We start from the raw sequence: 20,116 nt of genomic DNA on the forward strand, positions 1-20,116 counted from the left end.
ACACGCCACGCGGATGAACGGGATCCGTGCGGCCGGTCAACGCCCGGCCAACCCCGGGTGACCCCCGGGGCACGCGCGTCGGGGCGGGCGACGGGGCCGCGCGCCGCCGTCGTACGCCGTGGTCGTGTCCGGGGCGGGGCCTAGGCTGGGGGCACCATGGCTGACCTCTTCTCCGCGGCGCACGAGTCCGACGACGACGGCCCCTCCGGCACGGTCGCGGCGCCGCGCGCCTCGGCCCCCCTGGCGGTGCGGATGCGCCCGCGCACCCTCGAGGAGGTGCTGGGCCAGCGCCACCTGATGCGACCCGGATCGCCGCTGCGCAAGCTCGCGGAGCCGGACCCGGGCTCGCCCGCCGGCCCGAGCTCCGTGATCCTCTATGGGCCGCCGGGCATCGGCAAGACCACCCTCGCGCACGTGATCGCGCGCGCCCCGGGGCGCACGTTCACCGAGCTCTCGGCCATCACCGCCGGCGTCAAGGACGTGCGCCAGGTGATGGAGCAGGCCCAGCGGGAGCGGGACCTGTACGACCGCACCACCGTCCTGTTCCTCGACGAGATCCACCGCTTCTCCAAGGCCCAGCAGGACGCGCTGCTGCCCGGCGTCGAGAACCGCTGGGTCGTGCTCGTGGCCGCCACCACGGAGAACCCGAGCTTCTCGGTGATCGCCCCGCTGCTCTCGCGCTCGCTGCTGCTCACCCTGCGCCCGCTCACGGACGAGGACATCGTGGGCCTCGTGGAGCGGGCCGTGGTGGACGAGCGCGGGCTGAACGGGGCCGTGGACCTCGACGACGACGCGCGGGACTACGTGGTCCGCATGGCCGGCGGCGACGCCCGTCGGGCGCTCACCGTGCTCGAGGCCGCCGCGGGCGTGGCCCTCGACAAGGCGCGGCAGGCCGGGGCCGACGAGGACGCCGGGGGAGACGGCGGGGCGCGTGCGGGGGCGGCCGCCCCGGTGACGGTGACGGAGGAGGACGCCGCGCAGGCGATGGACCACCACGTCCAGCGCTACGACAAGGACGGCGACCAGCACTACGACGTCATCAGCGCGTTCATCAAGTCGATCCGCGGCTCGGACGTGGACGCGGCCCTGCACTGGCTGGCCCGCATGCTGGAGGCGGGGGAGGACCCGCGGTTCATCGCACGGCGCCTGATCATCTCGGCCTCCGAGGACGTCGGGATGGCGGACCCCACCGCGCTGCAGACCGCGGTGGCCGCCGCGCAGGCGGTGCAGCTCATCGGCATGCCGGAGGGGCGGATCATCCTGGGCCAGGCGGTCACGCACCTGGCCACGGCGCCCAAGTCGAACGCCTCGTACGCGGCGGTGAACGAGGCGCTGGCGGACGTGCGGGCCGGCGGCACGGGGCAGGTCCCGCCGCACCTGCGCGACGCCCACTACCCGGGGGCCGCCGCGCTCGGCCACGGCAAGGGCTACGTGTACAGCCACGACGAGCCGCACGCCGTCGCCCGGCAGCAGTACGCGCCGGACCCGCTGGTGGGCAAGGACTACTACCGCCCCAAGCCGATCGGCGCCGAGAAGCGCCTCGTGGACCAGGTGGCGGCGCTGCGCAGGATCACCCGCGGGGAATGAGCGAGGTGGCCGCGCACCGTGCGCGGCGCGGGGGAGTGAGGCGGGGCACAGTCCCGCCGGCGGGGAACACGCAGGTCAGCGGCCGGGTTGTCTCCAGGGGAGAGGACGGCGGAGCCGCTCCGCCGTCTCGACCATTCGAGACCGAAGGAGCCCCGCCATGTCCCAGCAGCAGCCCTACGCCCAGGACCCCCGCAGCACCGTCCCCGCCACGACCGCCGACGCCGCCTACGCGGGCGGCCCGCTGGGCGCGGCCGACCACCGCGTCCTGGAGTCCGTGCCGGACTACGCCCGCGCGCAGGCGATCGTGGACCAGCTCTCCGACGCCGGCTTCCCCGTCGAGCACGTGCGGATCGTCGGCACGGGGCTGCGCACCGTGGAGCAGGTCCTCGGCCGGATGACCACCGGGAAGGCCGCCGGTCGCGGCGCCGTGCAGGGCCTCTGGTTCGGCCTGCTGCTCGGCCTGCTCTTCTCGATCTTCTCCCCGGGCTTCGGGTTCCTCTGGATCCTGCTCATCTCCCTGGGCCTCGGCGCCCTGTGGGGTGCCGTCTTCGGGGCGATCGGCCACGCCGCGACCCGCGGCCGCCGCGACTTCAGCTCCCTGCAGACCCTGGACGCCGCCTCGTACGAGGTGCAGGTGGAGGCCGCCCACCTCGATCGGGCCCGCCAGACCCTGGGCGCCGGCCCGGCCGCCCCGCGCGCCTGACCCGTCCGCCGGAGGGGCCGGTCCGCGCCGTCCGGTCTGGACAGGCCCCGCACCCCGCCCCGGCCCGCACAGGCCCCGAGCCGAGCGGCCCGCATCCCTCGCGTTGCGCTCACGACACGCCGTCGTCGTCGAGTGCAGGCGGCGAGTCGTGAGCGCAACGGGGGTGGCACCGCCCCGGACACACCGCCCCCGTCCGTTTCGGGCCGACGCCGGACGCTCTGGTAGGATGGACCGGTCTGGCAGGCGCTGCGCCCCGGACGCATCCCCCTCGAACGGATCCCGCGGACACCCGCGTGCCCGGACGGGGGTCGCGCAGCGCATCAGTGGATGACGGGCGGCGGCACGCCCCTCAGCTCTCCTCAGGATCGCGGGGAGGCCAGGTTCGAGTCCCCTTGACCCGTGCGCGAGCACGGAGACGGACCCTCGAGACAAACCCCATCCGTGCCGCACGTCAAGGAAAGTGAGGACCACCATGAGTGGCAACCTTCGCACCCGCCGCACCGTCCGGCACTCGCGCGCCCTGGGCATCGCCCTGACCCCCAAGGCCGAGAAGTACATGGAGCGCCGCCCGTACGGCCCCGGCCAGCACGGCCGCGCCCGTCGCAAGCAGGACTCCGACTACGCGGTGCGCCTGAAGGAGAAGCAGCGTCTGCGCGCTCAGTACAACATCCGCGAGGCGCAGATGCGTCGCTACTTCGAGGAGGCCAAGCGCACCGCCGGCCTGACCGGTGAGAACCTGGTCGAGCTCCTCGAGATGCGCCTGGACGCCCTCGTGCTGCGCGCCGGCTTCGCCCGCACCATCCAGCAGGCCCGCCAGCTCGTCGTGCACCGCCACATCATGGTGGACGGCAAGCGCGTGGACATCCCCTCGTTCCGCGTGAAGGAGGGCCAGATGATCCACGTGCACGAGCGCTCGGAGAAGATGGTGCCCTTCCAGCTGGCCGCCGCCGGCGCGCACCAGCAGGTCCTGCCCGCCACCCCGGGCTACCTGACCGTGGAGATCGATAAGCTCCGCGCCACCCTGACGCGTCGCCCGAAGCGCTCCGAGGTCCCCGTGACCTGCGAGGAGCAGCTCGTGGTCGAGTACTACGCGCGCTGATCCGTCCCGCCGGGGCTCGCCCCGGACGACGGCGCCGCGTGCGTCCCGCAGGCCCGGTCCCCTTCACGGGGGGCCGGGCCTGCGGCGTTCCTGGGACCGGCGGCATCGCCGGGCCCGGACCCCGTGTCCCGTCCGCCCCGGCGGCTACGGTGGCGCCATGAGCACCGGCAGCACCCCCAGCGACCCCTCCGAGCAGCGAGACCAGTCCAACCGGACCGCCCCCTCCGACCACCCCAGCTCGCGGGGCGGCGGTCCGCACGCGGCCGCGGCGGCCCTCGCGCGCCTGGCGGAGAGCCCGGCCCGAGTCGGCCTCGTCCGCGACGTCCGCCCGTGGGGCGGGCCCCGCGTGGACCTGCGCCTGCAGGACGGGCGCGTGGCCGCCGTCGTGCCCCACGACCCCGCCGCGCACGCCGCCCCCATTGCACCCCACGCCTCGGAGACCGACGACGGCCTCGTCGTGGAGGGACACGGGGCCCTGTGCGTGCCGACCCTCGCGGACGCCCACGCCCACCTGGACTCCGTCCGGCTCGGCCTGCCCTTCCGTCCGCACACCGGCCGCCCCGGCGTGTGGGGGATGATGTCCAACGACCGCGAGAACTGGCGGCACGCCGAGGCCCCGATCGGGGAGCGGGTGGAGACCGCGCTGGGCATGATGATCGCCCGCGGCACCACCCACGTGCGGACCTACGCGCAGGTGGACGTCGACGCCGGGCTCGAGCGCCTCGAGGCCGTCCTCGCCGCCCGGGAGCGGTTCGCGGACGCCGCCGACGTCGAGGTCGTCGCGTTCCCGCAGGCCGGCCTGCTCCTGGAGGCGGGCAGCGCGGACGTGCTCGCCGCCGCCATGGACGCCGGCGCGGACGTCGTGGGAGGGATCGACCCCTGCCAGCTGGACCGGGACCCCGTGCGCCACCTCGACGCCGTGTTCGGGCTCGCCGAGCGGCACGGCGCCCCCGTGGACGTCCACCTGCACGAGCAGGGCAGCCTGGGCGCGTTCTCCCTCGAGCTGATCGCCGAGCGGGTCCGCGCGCTGGGCATGCAGGGGCGGGTCACGGTGGCCCACGCGTTCGCGCTGGGCACCCTCCCGGACGCGCGCCGGGACGCGTTGCTCGCCACGCTGGCCGAGCTCGACGTCGCCCTCACCACGATCGCGCCGGCCGGCGCCGGGACGCTACCCCTGGACCGGATCCTCCAGGCCGGGGTCCGCCTCGGCCTCGGCGAGGACGGCCAGCGTGACTACTGGTCGCCCTACGGCAACGCGGACCTGGTGGACCGGGCGTGGCAGTTGGCCTTCACCCAGGGGTTCCGTGCGGACGACGACGTCGCGCGCTGCCTCGAGGTCGCCGCGGTGGGCGGGCGCTCGGTCCGGGACCCCGCGGCGCCGCGGATCTCGGCGGACCGGCCCGCGACGGCGCGGACGATCACGGCTGGCGACGCCGCCGACCTGCTGCTGGTGCCGGCCGAGACCCTCGCCTCCGCCGTGATGGACCGTCCCGCCGAGCGCACGGTGATCCACCGCGGGCGGCTGGTCGCCGCCGGGGAACCCGACGCCGGGCGGTAGGCTGGGCGGGCACCCCACCGTCTCCAGGAGGCCCCGTCATGCTCCGCTCGCTGCTGCTTGTGACCGCCGGCGCCGCGTCCGGCTGGCTCGCGCACCGCGCGCTCGGCGACCGCGCCGCCGCGGACGCGGCCCCGGGCCGCTCCGACGCCGGCCCGCAGGCCCGCCCCGGCCGCGCCCGTCTGGACCCGGAGCACCTGGCCCGCCAGGCGGGCCAGGCCGCCGGGGACGCCGCCGCGGCGGCCCTGAACGAGGGGGCGCGCCGGCTCGCCGACCGCGTCCGTGCCGAGGCCCCGTGGGCGGCGCAGTTCCTGCCCCACACCGGGCCGATCATCGAGGGAGAGACGGTGGAGCCGCCGTCGCCCTCCGGCCCGGGCGGCCCCCGCCCCCAGACCACCATCCCGACCACCACCACGCAGAAGGACACGCACGCATGAAGTCCCAGGAGATCGCCCGCCGCTGGATCGCCTTCTTCGAGTCCAAGGGGCATCAGCACGTGCCCTCGGCGTCGCTCGTCTCGCCGGACCCGTCGCTGCTGTTCACGGTGGCCGGCATGGTTCCGTTCATCCCGTACTTCCTGGGCGAGCAGACCCCGCCGAGCCCCCGCGCCGTGTCCGTGCAGAAGTGCATCCGCACCGCGGACATCGAGGAGGTCGGCAAGACCGTGCGCCACGGCACCTTCTTCCAGATGTGCGGCAACTTCTCCTTCGGCGACTATTTCAAGGAGAAGGCGATCCCCATGGCCTGGGAGCTGCTGACCACGTCCGTGGAGGACGGCGGCTACGGCCTGGACCCGGAGCGCCTGTGGGTCACCGTCTACGAGGAGGACGACGAGGCCGCCCGCATCTGGGAGGAGTCCGTGGGGGTCCGCCCCGAGCGCATCCAGCGCATGGGCAAGGACGACAACTACTGGAACACCGGCCAGCCCGGCCCCGGCGGCCCCTGCTCGGAGATCTTCTACGACCGCGGCCCGGAGTACGGCGCCGACGGCGGCCCGGCCGCGGACGACACGCGCTACATCGAGATCTGGAACCTGGTGTTCATGCAGTACCGCCTCTCCGCGGTGCGCTCGAAGGACGACTTCGACGTGGCCGGCGAGCTGGAGAACAAGAACATCGACACCGGCCTCGGCCTCGAGCGCCTCGCGATGCTCCTGCAGGGCGTGGAGAACATGTACGAGACGGACCAGGTCCGCCCCGTGCTGGACCGCGCCGCCGAGCTCTCCGGCCGCGAGTACACCTCCACCGAGGACCCGACCGACCCGCACTACGAGGACGACGTGCGCCTGCGCATGGTGGCGGACCACGTCCGCTCGGCGCTGATGCTCATCGGCGACGGCGTGCGCCCCGGCAACGAGGGCCGCGGCTACGTGCTGCGCCGCCTGATCCGCCGCGTCATCCGGGCCCTGCGCCTGATGGGCGTGACGGAGCCGGCGCTGCCTGAGCTGCTGCCCGTCTCCCGCGACGCCATGAAGGGCACCTACCCCGTGGTCGCGGACGAGTTCGAGCGCATCTCCCGCATCGCCTACGCCGAGGAGAAGGCGTTCCTGCGCACCATCGTCGCCGGCACCGCGCGCCTGGACGCCGCGGTCGGCCAGGCCCGCACCGCGGGCGGCGGCATCGCCGGCGCGGACGCCTTCGAGCTGCACGACACCTACGGCTTCCCGATCGAGCTGACCCTGGAGATCGCCGAGGAGGCCGGCGTCGCCGTGGACGAGGCGGGCTTCCGCGCCCTGATGGCCGAGCAGCGCGACCGCGCCCGCGCGGACGCCAAGGCCAAGAAGTCCGGCCACACGGACACGGCGCTCTACCAGCGCCTGCGCGCCGAGGGGCAGACCCACTTCACCGGCTACACCGAGCACACCACGGAGTCCGTGGTGCGCGGCCTGCTGCTCGACGGCGAGGAGGTCGCCTCCGCCTCTGCAGGCACCGAGCTCGAGGTCATCCTCGACGCCACCCCGTTCTACGCCGAGTCCGGAGGCCAGGCCGCCGACACCGGCCTCATCACCGGCGACGGCTTCCGCCTCGAGGTGCTCGACGTGCAGGCGCCCGTGCGCGGCCTGTCCGTGCACCGGGTGAAGGTCCTCGACGGCGAGGTGCCCGCGGGCGCCGAGGCGCTCGGCGCGATCGACCTGCAGCGCCGCCTCGACGGCGAGAAGGCCCACTCCGGCACGCACCTCGTGCACGCGGCCCTGCACCAGGTCCTCGGCCCGGAGGCCACGCAGTCCGGCTCCTTCAACAAGGAGGGCTACCTGCGCTTCGACTTCCGCTGGGCCGAGTCGCTCTCGGCCGGGGCCCGCTCCGAGGTCGAGGACGTGGTGAACATCGCCATCCGCGACGACCACACCGTGCTCACTCAGGAGATGAGCCTCGAGGAGGCGCGCGCACTCGGCGCGATGAGCCTGTTCGGCGAGAAGTACGGCGACCGGGTGCGCGTCGTGGAGATCGACGGCGCCTGGTCCCGCGAGCTGTGCGGCGGCACCCACGTGGGCCGCACCGCGCAGATCGGCTCGCTGACCCTGCTCGGCGAGCAGTCCGTGGGCTCGGGCAACCGGCGCGTCGAGGCCCTCGTCGGCCTGGACTCGTTCCGCCACCTCGCCGCAGAGCGCACCCTGGTCTCCGAGCTGTCCGAGATGTTCAAGGCTCCCGCCGAGGAGCTCAAGGACCGCATCGCCGCCAGCATGGACCGCCTCAAGGCGGCGGAGAAGCAGATCGCCGAGCTGCAGGCGAAGGCGCTGCAGGCCCAGGCGGGCGCGCTGGCCGCCCAGGCGCAGGACGTCACCACCGCCTCGGGCGCCTCCGTGCGCGTCCTGGCCCACCACGCCGGCAATGTGGCCGGGGACCAGCTGCGTTCCCTCGCGCTGGACCTGCGCTCGCGCATCGAGTCGGCCGGCGGCAACGCGGTCGGCACCCCGGTGCTCGTCGCCCTCACGGGCGAGGCCAAGGGCCGTCCGCTCGTCGTCGTCGCCACCAACGAGGCCGCCCGCGCGGCGGGCCTCAAGGCCGGCGCCATGGTCAAGACGGCCACGGGCGTGCTCGGCGGCGGGGGCGGCGGCAAGGACGACGTCGCCCAGGGCGGCGGCCAGGACGTCACGCGCGTCGGGGATGCCCTCGACGCCGTCGTTGCCGCGGTGCGCGCGGCCTGAGGCGGACGTGAGCGCAGGTCAGGACGGGGCCGCCACGGCGACCGACGCCGTGCGCCGGGGCCGCACCCTCGGCGTCGACGTCGGCCGGGCCCGTGTGGGCCTGGCCACGGCGGACCCGGACGGGCTGATCGCCACCCCGGTGGCCACCCTGGCCCGGGACGCCCGGCGCGGGCGCGACGTCGGCGAGCTCGTGGCGCACGCGCTCGAGCTGGACGTCGTGGCGGTCTACGTCGGGCTGCCGGTGAACCTGCGCGGGGAGCACACGCCCTCCACGCAGGACGCCCTGGACTACGCCCGCTCCGTGGCCCGCGCCCTCGCGGACGCGGGCCACGCCGTCCCGGTGCGGCTCGTGGACGAGCGCCTGAGCACCGTCTCGGCCCAGGCCGGGCTGCGCGCGGCGGGGCGCACCGTCAAGGACAGCCGCGGCGTCATCGACCAGGCGGCGGCCGTCGCCATCCTGCAGGCCGCCGTGGACGAGCAGCGCCGCACCGGCCGGTGGGCGGGGCAGGACCCGGAGGAGATTGCGTGAACCGGCCCCCCGAGCACGACTGGGACGACCTGCCCGGCGACGAGGCGGACCCGGACGACGACCTCGACGTCTTCGGCTTCGTGCACGAGGATGCCGACGACGACCCCGACGAGGCCCGCCGGCTCGGCGCCCCGGCGGCCGCGGCCGGCGGCCGGCGGCGCGGGCTGCTGCGCCGCCGCGGCACCGGGTCGCACCCGGCCGCGCCCGGCCGGTCCCGCCGCGGCTCCCGCCTGCGGGGCGGCATCGCCCTCGGCGCGGCGGCGCTGGCGTTCCTGGCCGTTGTCGTGCTGGTCGTCCAGGGGTTCCTGGGCGGCGCGGACCACGACGGGATCGAGGGCGAGGAGCTGACCTTCTCCGTGGAGCCGGGGGAGGACCTGGCCTCCGTGGCCCGCCGCCTCGACTCTGCGGGCGTCGTCGCCTCCGCCCGCGCGTTCGAGCGCGCCGCCGAGGACTCGGCGTCCGGCGTCGTGCGCGCCGGCGACTTCGTGATGCGCGAGCGCATGCCCGCCGCGGACGCCCTGGCCGTCCTGCAGGGCACCGCGGACGGCGCCGTGCACTACGTGCTGGTGGAGCGCGGCCGGCGCCTCACCGAGGTGCTGGACGCCCTCGCCGAGTCCACCGGCCTGCCGCGGGAGGAGCTCGCGGCCGCCACGCAGGACCCCGCCCGCTACGGCGTCCCCGCCGAGGCGCAGACCCTCGAGGGGTGGCTGGACCCGGGGGAGTACCGCCTGCCCGTGGAGGCGAGCGCCGAGGAGGTCGTCGACGCACTGGTGCGGCCCGTGCTCGCGGACCTCGCCGAGCTCGGCGTCGACGACCCGGACGAGCAGCGCCGCGTGCTCACCGTCGCCTCCCTGCTCGAGGCCGAGGCGCTGCCGCGGGACTACCGCACGGTCGCCGGGGTCATCGAGAACCGCCTGGCCCCGGACAACACGGAGACCCGCGGGCTGCTGCAGATCGACGCCGCCGTCACCTACGGCCTGGGCGTGCGCAGTCTCAGCTTCAGCGCCGGCCAGCGCCAGGACGCCTCCAACCCGTACAACACCTACGTGCACCCGGGCCTGCCCCCGGGACCGATCGGCATGCCCTCGGACGCCGCCGTCGCCGCCGCCCTCGACCCGGCGGACACCGACGCCTACTACTGGGTGACCACGGACATCGCCACGGGCCACACCGAGTTCTCCCGCACGTACGAGGAGCACCAGGAGCACGTGCGCACCCTGCAGCGCTACTGCGCCTCGAACCCGGGGGTGTGCTGATGGGCGCGCCCTCGGACGTGCGGGCGGAGGCGAGCGCGGGCGCGCCGGCCGCCCCGCGGCTGCGCGCGGCGGTGCTGGGCCGGCCGATCGCCCACTCCCTCTCCCCGGTGCTGCACGGCGCCGCCTACGGGGTCCTGGGCCTGGACGTGGACTACGGGCGCCGGGACCTCGGCGAGGACGAGGTCGGCGCCTTCGTGGCCGGGCGCCTCGGCGCGCCCCGGACCGCTGACGGCGGGGACGCCGCCGCGCGCGGGGAGGACTGGCTGGGCTGCTCGGTGACGATGCCCCTCAAGCGCGCCGTGGTGGGCTGCGCCGGCCGCGTGAGCGAGCGGGTCCGGCTCCTGGGCACGGCCAACACACTGGTCCGCGACCACCCGGAGCACCCGGGGCTCGTCTCCGCCGAGAACACGGACGTGGACGGCATCCTCGGTGCCCTCGCCTCCGCCGGCCTCGCGGAGCGGGGCTCCGGCGGCGCGGTCGGGATCCTCGGCAACGGGGGGACGGCGACGGCGGCCGTCCTCGCCGCCGCCACGCTCGGCGCGGACGAGGTCGTCTTCGGGGTGCGGGACGCCGCCCGCGCGGCCGAGGTAACCGCCCTGGCGGACGCCCTCGGCCTGGCGTGGCGGACGGTGGGCCAGCCGGAGCTGGCGGCCGCCGCCCCCGGCCTGCGCGCCGTCGTCGCGACCCTGCCGCCGCGGGCCGCGGACCCGCTCGCCGCGCACGTGCCCGTGGGCGCGGCCCTGCCGCCGCTGCTGGACGCGGCGTACGACCCGTGGCCGTCCGCGCTGGCCTCGGCCTGGACGGAGGCGGGCGGCGCCGTCGCCTCGGGGCTGTCCATGCTGCTGCACCAGGGCGTCGAGCAGGTGCGCCTGTTCACCGCGCGGCCCCGCGCGGCCGCCGGGATGCCGGAGCCCGACTGGGCGGCCGTGACCCGCGCCGCCGCCCGGGCGCTCGGACCGGCGGCGGGCTGAGCCGCCCCCGGCGCGTCCCGGCCGGTCACACGGTGCGGGAGCGGGTGGGGCGCGTGAGAGACTGCACGCCATGGTGCGCTGGTTGACAGCGGGGGAGTCTCACGGCCCCGCGCTCACAGGAATCGTCGAGGGACTGCCGGCCGGAATCCCGGTCACGACGCAGGACGTGCAGGACGCGCTCGCGCGCCGCCGCCTGGGGTACGGCCGCGGTGCCCGGATGAAGTTCGAGCAGGACGCGGTGACGATCCTCGGCGGCGTCCGCCACGGTCTGACCCTGGGCTCTCCGGTGGCCATCCAGGTGGGCAACACCGAGTGGCCCAAGTGGGAGAAGGTCATGGCCGCGGACCCGGTGCCGGCCGAGGAGCTCGAGGGCCTGGCGCGCAACGCCGCCCTCACCCGCCCCCGCCCCGGCCACGCGGACCTCACCGGCATGCAGAAGTACGGCTTCGACGACGCCCGGCCGCTGCTCGAGCGCGCCTCCGCTCGCGAGACCGCCGCCCGCGTGGCCCTGGGCACGGTGGCCCGCGCGTTCCTGGCTCAGCTGGGCGTGCGGATCGTCTCCCACACCACCGCGTTTGGCGAGGCGGCCCTGCCCGAGGGCCATCCCTTCCCGCTCCCCGAGGACCAGGACCGGCTCGACGCGGACCCCGTGCGCTGCCTGGACCCGGAGACCTCCGCGGCGATGGTCGCCGAGGTCGACGACGCCCACAAGGCCGGGGAGACCCTCGGCGGCGTCGTGGAGGTGCTCGCCTACGGGGTGCCCATCGGCCTGGGCTCGCACGTGCACTGGGACCGGCGCCTGGACGCGCGCCTGGCCGGCGCGCTCATGGGCATCCAGGCCATCAAGGGCGTGCAGGTGGGCGACGGGTTCGCGACGGCGGCCCGTCGGGGCTCGGCCGCCCACGACGGCATCGTCCGCGGCGAGGACGGCCGCCCGCGGCGCACGAGCGACCGGGCCGGCGGCATCGAGGCGGGGATGTCCACGGGCGAGGTGCTGCGGGTCAGCGCCGCCATGAAGCCGATCGCGACCGTGCCGCGGGCCCTGCCCACGGTGGACGTGGCCACCGGCGCCGAGACCACAGCGCACCACCAGCGCTCCGACGTCGCGGCCGTGCCCGCCGCGGGCATCGTCGCCGAGGCCATGGTGGCCCTCGTGCTGGCGGACGCCGTGCTGGAGAAGTTCGGCGGCGACTCCGTGGGCGAGACGCGCCGGAACATGGCCGCCTTCCAGGCCGCGGTGCCCGCCCTGCCCGAGCCCTCGGCCGACGCCGACGCCTCGGGCCACATGGGGGACCCGCTGCAGTGAGCGACGCATCCGGTCCCGGGCCGGTCCCGGGCCCGGAGGAGGCCGCGCGGCCCGTGCCCGGGCCCGTGTCCCTGTGCGCGTGGGAGGCCATGACAGGCGCCCTCGAGGCGCGCCTGGCCACGGCGGCGGCGGCGGCGGACGGGGCGCACGCGCCGCGCATCGTCCTCGTGGGGCCCATGGGCGCCGGCAAGACGACCGTCGGCCGGGCCCTGGCCGCGACCACGGGCCTGCCCTTCGTGGACGCCGACGAGCTGTTCGTGCAGGTGCACGGCCCCATCCCCGAGTTCTTCGCCGCCCGCGGCGAGGCAGCCTTCCGCGAGGAGGAGGCCCGCGTGATCGCCCACGTGCTCGGCCGGCCGAGCCCCTGCGTGCTCTCGTGCGGCGGCGGCGCGGTGCTGCACCCAGCCACCCGGCGGGCCCTGCGCGGGCCGGGCTCCGACGTCGTGCACCTGGCGGTGGACGAGGCGGAGGCGCTGCGCCGCGTGGGCGGCGGCGCCGGCCGGCCTGTGCTGGCCGGGGATCCGGCGGGCACGTGGCGCAGCATCCTCGCCGAGCGCGAGCCGTTCTACCGCGAGGTCGCCGACCTCGTGGTGGACACCACAGGGCTGACGGCCGCCGAGGCCGCCTGGCGTATCGTGGAGGGCGTCCACCGCCCCCGAAGGAGTGAGTCACACCCATGACGGACCGTCATCCGGACCCCGCCGAGCCCGAGATCCCGGGGGAGCCGCCCGCGGCCGAGCCCGCCGCGGCGGGACAGGAGGACGTGACCGTCATCCCCGTCTCCGGGGGACAGGAGGCCGCCGCCCACGGCGGCTACGACGTGGTGGTGGGCCGCGGCCTGCTGGCCCGCCTGCCCGAGATGCTCGGCCCCGGCGTGCAGCGGGTGCTCGTCATCCACCCCCGCGCCCTGCGCGCGACCGGCGACGTGGTGAAGAACGACCTCGAGGCCGTGGGCCTCACCGCCCTGACCGCCGAGATCCCGGACGCCGAGGAGGGCAAGCACCTCCAGGTCGCCGGCTTCTGCTGGCAGGTCCTGGGCCAGAACGACTTCACCCGCTCGGACGCCGTGGTCTCCGTGGGCGGCGGCGCCGTCTCCGACCTGGCCGGCTTCGTGGCCGCCACGTGGCTGCGCGGCGTGCGCGTGGTGCACATGCCCACCACGCTGCTGGGCATGGTGGACGCCGCCGTGGGCGGCAAGACCGGCATCAACACCTCCGAGGGCAAGAACCTCGTGGGCGCGTTCCACCCGCCGGCCGGCGTGCTGGCCGACCTGGACACGCTGCTGACCCTGCCCGCCAACGAGCTGATCTCCGGCCTCGCCGAGGTCGTCAAGTGCGGCTTCATCGCGGACCCGGCCATCCTCGACCTCATCGAGCAGGACCCGGCCCAGTCCCAGAACCCCCACTCGGCCCGCCTGCGCGAGCTGATCGAGCGCTCCATCCGCGTGAAGGCGGACATCGTCTCCCGCGACCTGCGGGAGTCGGGGGAGCGGGAGGCCCTGAACTACGGCCACACCATGGGCCACGCGATCGAGCTGGCCGAGCGCTACCAGTGGCGTCACGGCGCCGCCGTGTCCGTGGGCCTGGTCTTCGCGGCCGAGCTCGCCCGCTCGCTGGGCCGGCTCGACGACGCCACCGCGGACCGCCACTGGTCCGTGCTGACCGCCCTCGGCCTGCCCGTCTCCTACCGGGGCGACCGCTGGCAGACCCTCCTCGAGGGGATCCGCCGGGACAAGAAGAACCGCGGCGACCAGCTGCGCTTCGTCCTGCTGGACGGGCTCGCGCAGCCGTCCACCGTGGACATCCCGGACCCCTCCCTGCTCTTCGCGGCGTACCAGGAGATCGCCGAGTGAGCCCGCGCTGAGCGCGGACCGCGCGGCCGGCCGCGAAGTAGACTGGCCCGCGCACCTCAAGACCCCACCACTGACGGCGGACCCGCGACGGTCCGCGACACCGATCGGGAGCACACACGTGGCAACGAGCAACGACATCAAGAACGGCGCCGTCCTCAAGCTGGAGGGCCAGCTCTGGAACGTCATCGAGTTCCAGCACGTCAAGCCGGGCAAGGGCGGCGCGTTCGTCCGCACCAAGATGAAGAACATCACCACCGGCAAGGTCGTGGACAAGACCTTCAACGCCGGCGCCAAGGTGGAGTTCGCCACCGTGGACCGCTCCGACTACCAGTACCTGTACCAGGACGGCTCGGACTACGTGTTCATGGACGTCAAGGACTACGACCAGATCACGGTCTCGGAGTCCGTCGTGGGCGACGCCGCCAAGTACATGCTGGAGAACACCCAGGTGGTCATCGCGCTCAACGAGGGCACCCCGCTGTACCTCGAGATGCCGGCCTCCGTGGTCCTGGAGATCACCTACACCGAGCCGGGCCTGCAGGGCGACCGCTCCTCCGCCGGCACCAAGCCCGCCACCGTGGAGACCGGCGCCGAGATCCAGGTGCCGCTGTTCGTGGAGCAGGGCACCCGCGTCAAGGTGGACACCCGCACCGGCGACTACCTCGGCCGCGTCAATGACTGAGCCGGCCTCCGCCGCCTCCGGTGCCAAGCGGGGGACCACGGCGCGCAGCCGCTCCCGGCAGCGTGCGGTGGAGATCCTCTTCGAGGCGGAGCAGCGCGGGGCCACGGTCGCCGAGGGCATCCGCACCCGCCGGGAGAGCACCGACCTGCAGGTCAACGCCTACACCCAGCGCCTCGTGGAGGGCGTCATCGCGGACCAGGAGCGTCTCGACGAGGCCCTGAGCTCCTACTCCCGCGGCTGGTCCCTGGACCGCATGCCCGCCGTGGACCGCGCGATCCTGCGCGTGGGCGCGTGGGAGCTGCTGTTCCAGGACGACGTCCCGGACGCCGTCGCCGTCTCGGAGGCCGTGGCCCTGGCCGCGCAGCTCTCCACGGACGACTCCCCGGAGTTCGTCAACGGCCTCCTCGGCCGCCTGCAGCAGGTCAAGCCGACCCTGCTCGCCTGAAGCGGGGCCGCCCCCCGCACGAGCCGTACGAGACCTTCGTCACGAGGCCTGTCCCGACGCGTCATCCGCGTCCCGGGACGGGCCTCGCTGGTAGAGTCGGGCGCGTCCGGACCGGCCCGCCACGGGCCCGTCGGGACCAGACCACGCATCCTTTAAGAGCCGTCCTGTGAGGCGGGGAAGGAGGCGCCGGCATGGGAGCAGACCCCGCCGCACCTCGTGCTGCCCGAACCGTCCTGTCCGCGTCCGAGATCGACCGGGCGCTGACCCGGATCGCCCACGAGATCCTCGAGTCCAACAAGGGCGCCGAGGGCCTCGTCCTGATGGGGATCCCGCGACGCGGCGCCCCCCTCGCCCGCCGCCTCGGCGCGCTGCTGGCCCGCATCGAGCCCGCCTTCGACCCGGAGGCCGCCGTCGGCGAGGTCGACGTCACCCTGTACCGGGACGACCTGCGCCGCAGCGCCGCCCGCACCCCCATGCCCACCCGCCTGCCCGCCGTCCCGCTCGACGGCGCCGTGGTGGTCCTCGTGGACGACGTCCTCTTCTCCGGCCGCACCGTGCGCGCCGCCCTCGACGCCATCTCCGAGCTCGGCCGCCCTGCCGCCGTGCGCCTGGCGGTCCTCGTGGACCGCGGCCACCGCGAGCTGCCCGTCCGCGCCGACTTCGTGGGCAAGAACCTGCCCACCTCCACTTCCGAGCGCGTCCAGGTGCGCCTCGTGGAGGTGGACGGCCCCGAGGGCACCGGCGAGGTGTTCGAGGACGCGGTGAGCATCGCCGACCAGGCCGACCGGCCCGAGCAGCGGGAGGCCTGAGACCGTGCGCCACCTGCTCTCCACCGCCGGGCTCTCCCGGGCCGACGCCCTCGCCGTGCTGGACACGGCCGAGGAGATGGACGCGGTCAACCGCCGCGAGATCAAGAAGCTGCCCGCCCTGCGCGGCCGCACCGTGGTGAACCTCTTCTTCGAGGACTCCACCCGCACCCGCATCTCCTTCGAGGCCGCCGCCAAGCGCCTGTCCGCGGACGTCATCAACTTCTCCGCCAAGGGCTCCTCCGTGTCCAAGGGCGAGTCGCTCAAGGACACCGTGCAGACCCTCGAGGCCATCGGCGCGGACGCCATCGTGATGCGCCACTGGTCCTCCGGGGCCGCCCGCCAGCTGGCGGACTCCGGCTGGGTGCGCTCCGCCGTCGTCAACGCCGGCGACGGCACCCACGAGCACCCCACGCAGGCCCTGCTGGACGCCTTCACCCTGCGCCGCCGCCTCGCGGCCGCCACCGGCGAGGACCTCGTGGGCCGGGACCTGGCCGGCATGCACGTGGTGATCGTGGGGGACATCCTGCACTCGCGCGTGGCCCGCTCCAACGTGTGGCTGCTGGCCACCCTCGGCGCCAAGGTCACCCTCGCGGCGCCGCCCACCCTGCTGCCCGTCGGGGTCTCCGCCTGGCCGTGCGAGGTCACCTACTCGCTGGACGAGGCCCTCGACGCCCGCCCGGACGCCGTGATGATGCTGCGCGTGCAGGCCGAGCGCATGGGCGGGGCCTTCTTCCCCTCCGCCGGCGAGTACACCCGCACCTGGGGCCTGACGGACGAGCGGTTCGCCCGCCTCACCGCCGGCTCCGGCGCGCTGCTGTCCGAGCCCGTCGTCATGCACCCCGGCCCTATGAACCGCGGCCTGGAGATCAGCCCGGCCGCCGCGGACTCGCCCCGCAACACCGCCCTCGAGCAGGTCGCGAACGGCGTGTCCGTGCGCATGGCCGTGCTGCACCTCGTCCTCAACCACGACCAGGAGGTCCGCCCGTGAGCGCCCCCACCCCCGCCCCCCTGCTGCTGCGCGGCGCGCGCCTGACCACGGGCGAGACCGCCGATGTGCTCGTGGCCGAGGGCCGGATCGCCGCCCTCGGCGCGGAGGCCGCGGCGCAGGCGGCCGGCCTGGACCCGGCCCCCGAGGAGGTCGACTGCGCCGGCCTGGTGCTGCTGCCCGGCCTCGTGGACCTGCACACCCACCTGCGCCAGCCCGGCAAGGAGGACGCGGAGACGGTGGAGACCGGCACCCGCGCCGCCGCCATGGGCGGGTTCACCTCGGTGCACGCCATGGCCAACTCCACGCCCACCGCGGACACCGCGGGCGTCGTCGAGCAGGTCTGGCGTCTGGGCCGTGACGCCGGCTGGTGCGACGTGCACCCCGTGGGCGCCGTGACCGTCGGCCTGGCCGGGGAGGCCCTGGCCGACCTCGGCGCCATGGCCGACTCCCAGGCCCGGGTGCGGATGTTCTCCGACGACGGCATGTGCGTCCACGACGCCGTGCTGATGCGCCGCGCCCTCGAGTACGTGAAGTCCTTCGGCGGCTTCGTGGCCCAGCACGCGCAGGAGCCCAAGCTCACCGCCGGCGCCCAGATGAACGAGTCCGAGCTCTCGGGCGTGCTCGGCCTGGCCGGCTGGCCCGCCGTGGCCGAGGAGGCGATCATCGCCCGCGACGTGCTGCTCGCCCAGCACGTGGACTCACAGCTGCACGTCTGCCACGTCTCCACCGCCGGCTCGGTCCGCCTCATCCGCTGGGCCAAGGAGCAGGGCGTGCGCGTCACCGCCGAGGTCACCCCGCACCACCTGCTGCTCACCGAGGAGCTCGTGCGCTCCTACGACCCGGTGTTCAAGGTCAACCCGCCCCTGCGCCGCGAGTCCGACGTCATGGCCCTGCGCGAGGCCCTCGCGGACGGCACCATCGACACCGTGGGCACCGATCACGCGCCCCACACCGCCGAGACCAAGCAGTGCGAGTGGACCGTGGCCGCCATGGGCATGACCGGGCTGGAGACCGCCCTGTCCGTCGTCCAGCACGCCATGGTGGACACCGGCCTGATGGACTGGGCCGGCGTCGCCCGCGTGATGTCCGTGACCCCCGCGAGCATCGCCGGCCTGGAGGACCAGGGCCAGGCGGACGAGCGCGGCGTGCCGCGCGTCGGCGCCGTGGCCAACCTCGTGCTCGTCGACCCCGAGGCCCGCCGCACGGTGGACCCGGAGCAGCACCTCACGAAGTCCCGCAACAGCCCGTACCGGGGCATGGAGCTGCCCGGCGCGGTCCGGCACACCGTCTACCGCGGCGCCCGCGTGGTGGCCGACGGCGCGCCGGCGCAGCCGTACCGCCACCCGGCCGTGGCCGAGGCGGGGGGCCGGGCGTGAACGCGCTCGCCCTCGCGGCGGCGACCCTGGCCTCCCGCCCCGTCGCCCCGCAGACGCCCGGCAAGGACTACTCGGACGTGTGGCTGCCGATCACCCTCGGCACCCTCGCCGTGATCCTCGTGCTCGTGGGCCTGTTCGCCCTCGGCTGGCGCGCCCGCCGCCGCTCCCAGGCCGACCTCCCCGCACCCGCCGCCGTGCCCGCCGCGCTCTACGAGCAGGAGCCGGCCGCGTCCGCCTCCGGCATGCACGTGGGCACCGTCCGCGGCGAGCACCGCCTGGACCGCGTGGCCGTGCACCAGCTCGGCCTGCGCTCGCACGCGGTGCTCGAGGTGCACGACGCCGGCGAGCACCGCGGCCTGCTCGTGCTGCGCCCCGACGTCGCCAACCTGTACATCCCGGCGGCCGACCTCCTGGAAGCCGGGCTGTCCGCCGGCATCGCCGGGAAGTTCGTGGAGCCCGGCGGGCTCGTCGCCTGGGGCTGGCGCCTCGGCGACGCCGAGCTGACCTCCGCCTTCCGCCCCGACCGCGCCGAGGACCGCGACCGCCTCCTCGCCGCCCTGCAGACCCTGATCGACCCCGCACCGGCCCGCTCGGCCGGCCGCGCTGGAGAAGGAGACCTCCGATGAGCACCCCCACCGACGACCTCGCCCTGCTCGTCCTCGAGGACGGCACCGTGCACCGCGGCCGCGCCTACGGGGCCCGCGGCCGCACCCTCGGCGAGGCCGTGTTCACCACGGGCATGACCGGCTACCAGGAGACCCTCACGGATCCCTCCTACGCGGGGCAGATCATCGTGCAGACCTCCCCGCACATCGGCAACACCGGCGTCAACGACACGGACCGGGAGTCCCGGGCGATCTTCGCCGCGGGCTACGTGGTCCGGGACGCCGCCCGCCGGCCCTCGAACTGGCGCGCCGAGCGCACCCTCGACGAGGAGCTCGAGGCGTTCGGCGTCGTCGGGATCCGCGAGGTGGACACCCGCGTGATCACCCGGCGCCTGCGCACCGAGGGCTCCATGCGCGCCGGCGTGTACTCCGGCGAGCACGCGGGGCGCCCGGAGGCCGAGCTGCTGGCCGAGGTCCGCGAGCAGCCGTCCATGGCCGGCGCCCGCCTGGCCGAGACGGTCACCACCGAGCAGCCCTACGTGATCGAGCCGGCCGCCCACGGCTGGGAGGGCGAGCCCCTCGCCGAGATCGCCGCCCTGGACCTCGGCATCAAGGCAGCGACCCCGCGCCACCTCGCCTCCCGCGGCATCCGCGTGCACGTGCTGCCCGCCACCGCCGGCCTCGAGGAAATCCGCGCGGTGAGCCCGGACGGCGTGTTCCTCTCCAACGGCCCCGGCGACCCCGCCACCGCGGACGCCCAGGTGGCGCTGCTGCGCGAGGTGCTCGACGCCGGCCTGCCGTTCTTCGGCATCTGCTTCGGCAACCAGATCTTCGGCCGCGCCCTCGGCTTCGACACCTACAAGCTCAAGTTCGGCCACCGCGGCCCGAACCAGCCGGTGATGGACAATGCCACCGGCCGCGTGGCCATCACCTCCCAGAACCACGGGTTCGCGGTGGACGCGCCCCTCGGGGAGCCCGTCGAGGCGCCCGAGACCCGCTACGGCCGGGTGGAGGTCTCGCACTGGTCGCTGAACGACCAGGTGGTCGAGGGCCTGCGCCTGCTGGACCGCCCCGCCTTCTCCGTCCAGTTCCACCCCGAGTCCGCCGCCGGGCCCAACGACACGCTGGACCTGTTCGACCGCTTCGTGCGGATGCTCACCGAGCACCGCGACGCCGCCGCCCCCGCCGCCACCGAAGGAGCCTGATCC

19 protein-coding genes are annotated in these 20,116 nt (G+C 75.3%); all 19 read left to right on the forward strand.

Going from position 1 to position 20,116, the window contains the following annotated elements; translation table 11 throughout:
• The first annotated feature begins 156 nt into the window (after positions 1-156).
• The 19 genes from HDA33_RS02955 to carA all read left to right on the forward strand — a co-directional run bounded on the left by HDA33_RS02955 (position 157) and on the right by carA (position 20,113).
• Complete coding sequence (locus HDA33_RS02955) at positions 157-1,587, forward strand: replication-associated recombination protein A (protein WP_184170772.1); 1,431 nt, start codon at positions 157-159, stop codon at positions 1,585-1,587.
• Between the two features lie 157 nt (positions 1,588-1,744).
• The gene (locus HDA33_RS02960; RefSeq protein ID WP_246416851.1) at positions 1,745-2,290 is read left to right on the forward strand and encodes a YflT domain-containing protein; all 546 of its coding nucleotides are present in this window, start codon (positions 1,745-1,747) and stop codon (positions 2,288-2,290) included.
• 364 nt (positions 2,291-2,654) lie between these two features.
• Positions 2,655-3,389 carry a 30S ribosomal protein S4 gene (rpsD, locus tag HDA33_RS02965; RefSeq protein ID WP_338104024.1) on the forward strand — a complete coding sequence of 245 codons (735 nt, stop codon included), beginning with the start codon at positions 2,655-2,657 and terminating at the stop codon, positions 3,387-3,389.
• Positions 3,390-3,546: 157 nt separating this feature from the next.
• Positions 3,547-4,947, forward strand: a complete 1,401-nt coding sequence (locus tag HDA33_RS02970; protein WP_221432951.1) for an amidohydrolase family protein — start codon at positions 3,547-3,549, stop codon at positions 4,945-4,947.
• Between the two features lie 38 nt (positions 4,948-4,985).
• Positions 4,986-5,381 carry a hypothetical protein gene (locus HDA33_RS02975; protein ID WP_184170775.1) on the forward strand — a complete coding sequence of 132 codons (396 nt, stop codon included), beginning with the start codon at positions 4,986-4,988 and terminating at the stop codon, positions 5,379-5,381.
• Positions 5,378-8,089: an alanine--tRNA ligase gene (alaS, locus tag HDA33_RS02980; RefSeq protein WP_184170778.1), complete on the forward strand. Its 2,712-nt coding sequence runs from the start codon at positions 5,378-5,380 to the stop codon at positions 8,087-8,089. Before HDA33_RS02975 ends, alaS begins: the two co-directional genes overlap by 4 nt.
• Positions 8,049-8,618, forward strand: a complete 570-nt coding sequence (gene ruvX / locus HDA33_RS02985) for a Holliday junction resolvase RuvX (RefSeq protein ID WP_184170781.1) — start codon at positions 8,049-8,051, stop codon at positions 8,616-8,618. Before alaS ends, ruvX begins: the two co-directional genes overlap by 41 nt.
• A complete protein-coding gene (locus tag HDA33_RS02990; protein WP_158494538.1) occupies positions 8,615-9,874 on the forward strand; it encodes an endolytic transglycosylase MltG in 1,260 nt (419 codons plus the stop codon). The genes ruvX and HDA33_RS02990 overlap by 4 nt, the downstream gene beginning before the upstream one ends.
• Entirely contained in the window at positions 9,874-10,845 is a 972-nt protein-coding gene (locus HDA33_RS02995) for a shikimate dehydrogenase family protein (RefSeq protein ID WP_184170784.1), read from the forward strand. The genes HDA33_RS02990 and HDA33_RS02995 overlap by 1 nt, the downstream gene beginning before the upstream one ends.
• Before the next feature lie 70 nt (positions 10,846-10,915).
• Positions 10,916-12,151 carry a chorismate synthase gene (gene aroC / locus HDA33_RS03000; RefSeq protein WP_158493326.1) on the forward strand — a complete coding sequence of 412 codons (1,236 nt, stop codon included), beginning with the start codon at positions 10,916-10,918 and terminating at the stop codon, positions 12,149-12,151.
• A 53-nt stretch (positions 12,152-12,204) separates the two neighbouring features.
• Entirely contained in the window at positions 12,205-12,831 is a 627-nt protein-coding gene (locus HDA33_RS03005) for a shikimate kinase (RefSeq protein WP_338104234.1), read from the forward strand.
• Positions 12,828-14,003 carry a 3-dehydroquinate synthase gene (aroB, locus tag HDA33_RS03010; RefSeq protein WP_158493328.1) on the forward strand — a complete coding sequence of 392 codons (1,176 nt, stop codon included), beginning with the start codon at positions 12,828-12,830 and terminating at the stop codon, positions 14,001-14,003. Before HDA33_RS03005 ends, aroB begins: the two co-directional genes overlap by 4 nt.
• Positions 14,004-14,121: 118 nt before the next feature.
• Positions 14,122-14,685, forward strand: coding sequence for an elongation factor P (gene efp, locus HDA33_RS03015; RefSeq protein WP_026106924.1), 564 nt, complete (start codon positions 14,122-14,124; stop codon positions 14,683-14,685).
• Entirely contained in the window at positions 14,678-15,130 is a 453-nt protein-coding gene (gene nusB, locus HDA33_RS03020) for a transcription antitermination factor NusB (protein ID WP_017488904.1), read from the forward strand. Before efp ends, nusB begins: the two co-directional genes overlap by 8 nt.
• Positions 15,131-15,321: 191 nt before the next feature.
• Positions 15,322-15,939 carry a bifunctional pyr operon transcriptional regulator/uracil phosphoribosyltransferase PyrR gene (gene pyrR / locus HDA33_RS03025; protein ID WP_184170789.1) on the forward strand — a complete coding sequence of 206 codons (618 nt, stop codon included), beginning with the start codon at positions 15,322-15,324 and terminating at the stop codon, positions 15,937-15,939.
• A 4-nt stretch (positions 15,940-15,943) separates the two neighbouring features.
• The gene (locus tag HDA33_RS03030; protein WP_158493330.1) at positions 15,944-16,927 is read left to right on the forward strand and encodes an aspartate carbamoyltransferase catalytic subunit; all 984 of its coding nucleotides are present in this window, start codon (positions 15,944-15,946) and stop codon (positions 16,925-16,927) included.
• A complete protein-coding gene (locus tag HDA33_RS03035) occupies positions 16,924-18,303 on the forward strand; it encodes a dihydroorotase (protein ID WP_158493331.1) in 1,380 nt (459 codons plus the stop codon). Before HDA33_RS03030 ends, HDA33_RS03035 begins: the two co-directional genes overlap by 4 nt.
• Positions 18,300-18,929, forward strand: coding sequence for a PH-like domain-containing protein (locus tag HDA33_RS03040; RefSeq protein WP_158493332.1), 630 nt, complete (start codon positions 18,300-18,302; stop codon positions 18,927-18,929). The genes HDA33_RS03035 and HDA33_RS03040 overlap by 4 nt, the downstream gene beginning before the upstream one ends.
• Entirely contained in the window at positions 18,926-20,113 is a 1,188-nt protein-coding gene (gene carA / locus HDA33_RS03045; protein WP_184170792.1) for a glutamine-hydrolyzing carbamoyl-phosphate synthase small subunit, read from the forward strand. Before HDA33_RS03040 ends, carA begins: the two co-directional genes overlap by 4 nt.
• The last annotated feature ends 3 nt before the right edge of the window (positions 20,114-20,116 follow it).

It is taken from the genome of Micrococcus endophyticus (assembly GCF_014205115.1).
GTDB classification, from domain to species: Bacteria; Actinomycetota; Actinomycetes; order Actinomycetales; family Micrococcaceae; genus Micrococcus; species Micrococcus endophyticus.

Excerpts from the sequence above, each read along its gene's own strand:
- ruvX (WP_184170781.1), top strand. The coding sequence starts at position 8,049 with ATGCCCTCGACGCCGTCGTTGCCGCGGTGCGCGCGGCCTGAGGCGGAC.
- HDA33_RS02970 (WP_221432951.1), top strand. The coding sequence starts at position 3,547 with ATGAGCACCGGCAGCACCCCCAGCGACCCCTCCGAGCAGCGAGACCAG.
- aroB (WP_158493328.1), top strand. The coding sequence starts at position 12,828 with ATGACGGACCGTCATCCGGACCCCGCCGAGCCCGAGATCCCGGGGGAG.
- carA (WP_184170792.1), top strand. The coding sequence starts at position 18,926 with ATGAGCACCCCCACCGACGACCTCGCCCTGCTCGTCCTCGAGGACGGC.
- aroC (WP_158493326.1), top strand. The coding sequence starts at position 10,916 with ATGGTGCGCTGGTTGACAGCGGGGGAGTCTCACGGCCCCGCGCTCACA.
- alaS (WP_184170778.1), top strand. The coding sequence starts at position 5,378 with ATGAAGTCCCAGGAGATCGCCCGCCGCTGGATCGCCTTCTTCGAGTCC.
- HDA33_RS02960 (WP_246416851.1), top strand. The coding sequence starts at position 1,745 with ATGTCCCAGCAGCAGCCCTACGCCCAGGACCCCCGCAGCACCGTCCCC.
- HDA33_RS02955 (WP_184170772.1), top strand. The coding sequence starts at position 157 with ATGGCTGACCTCTTCTCCGCGGCGCACGAGTCCGACGACGACGGCCCC.
- HDA33_RS02995 (WP_184170784.1), top strand. The coding sequence starts at position 9,874 with ATGGGCGCGCCCTCGGACGTGCGGGCGGAGGCGAGCGCGGGCGCGCCG.
- pyrR (WP_184170789.1), top strand. The coding sequence starts at position 15,322 with ATGGGAGCAGACCCCGCCGCACCTCGTGCTGCCCGAACCGTCCTGTCC.
- nusB (WP_017488904.1), top strand. The coding sequence starts at position 14,678 with ATGACTGAGCCGGCCTCCGCCGCCTCCGGTGCCAAGCGGGGGACCACG.
- HDA33_RS02975 (WP_184170775.1), top strand. The coding sequence starts at position 4,986 with ATGCTCCGCTCGCTGCTGCTTGTGACCGCCGGCGCCGCGTCCGGCTGG.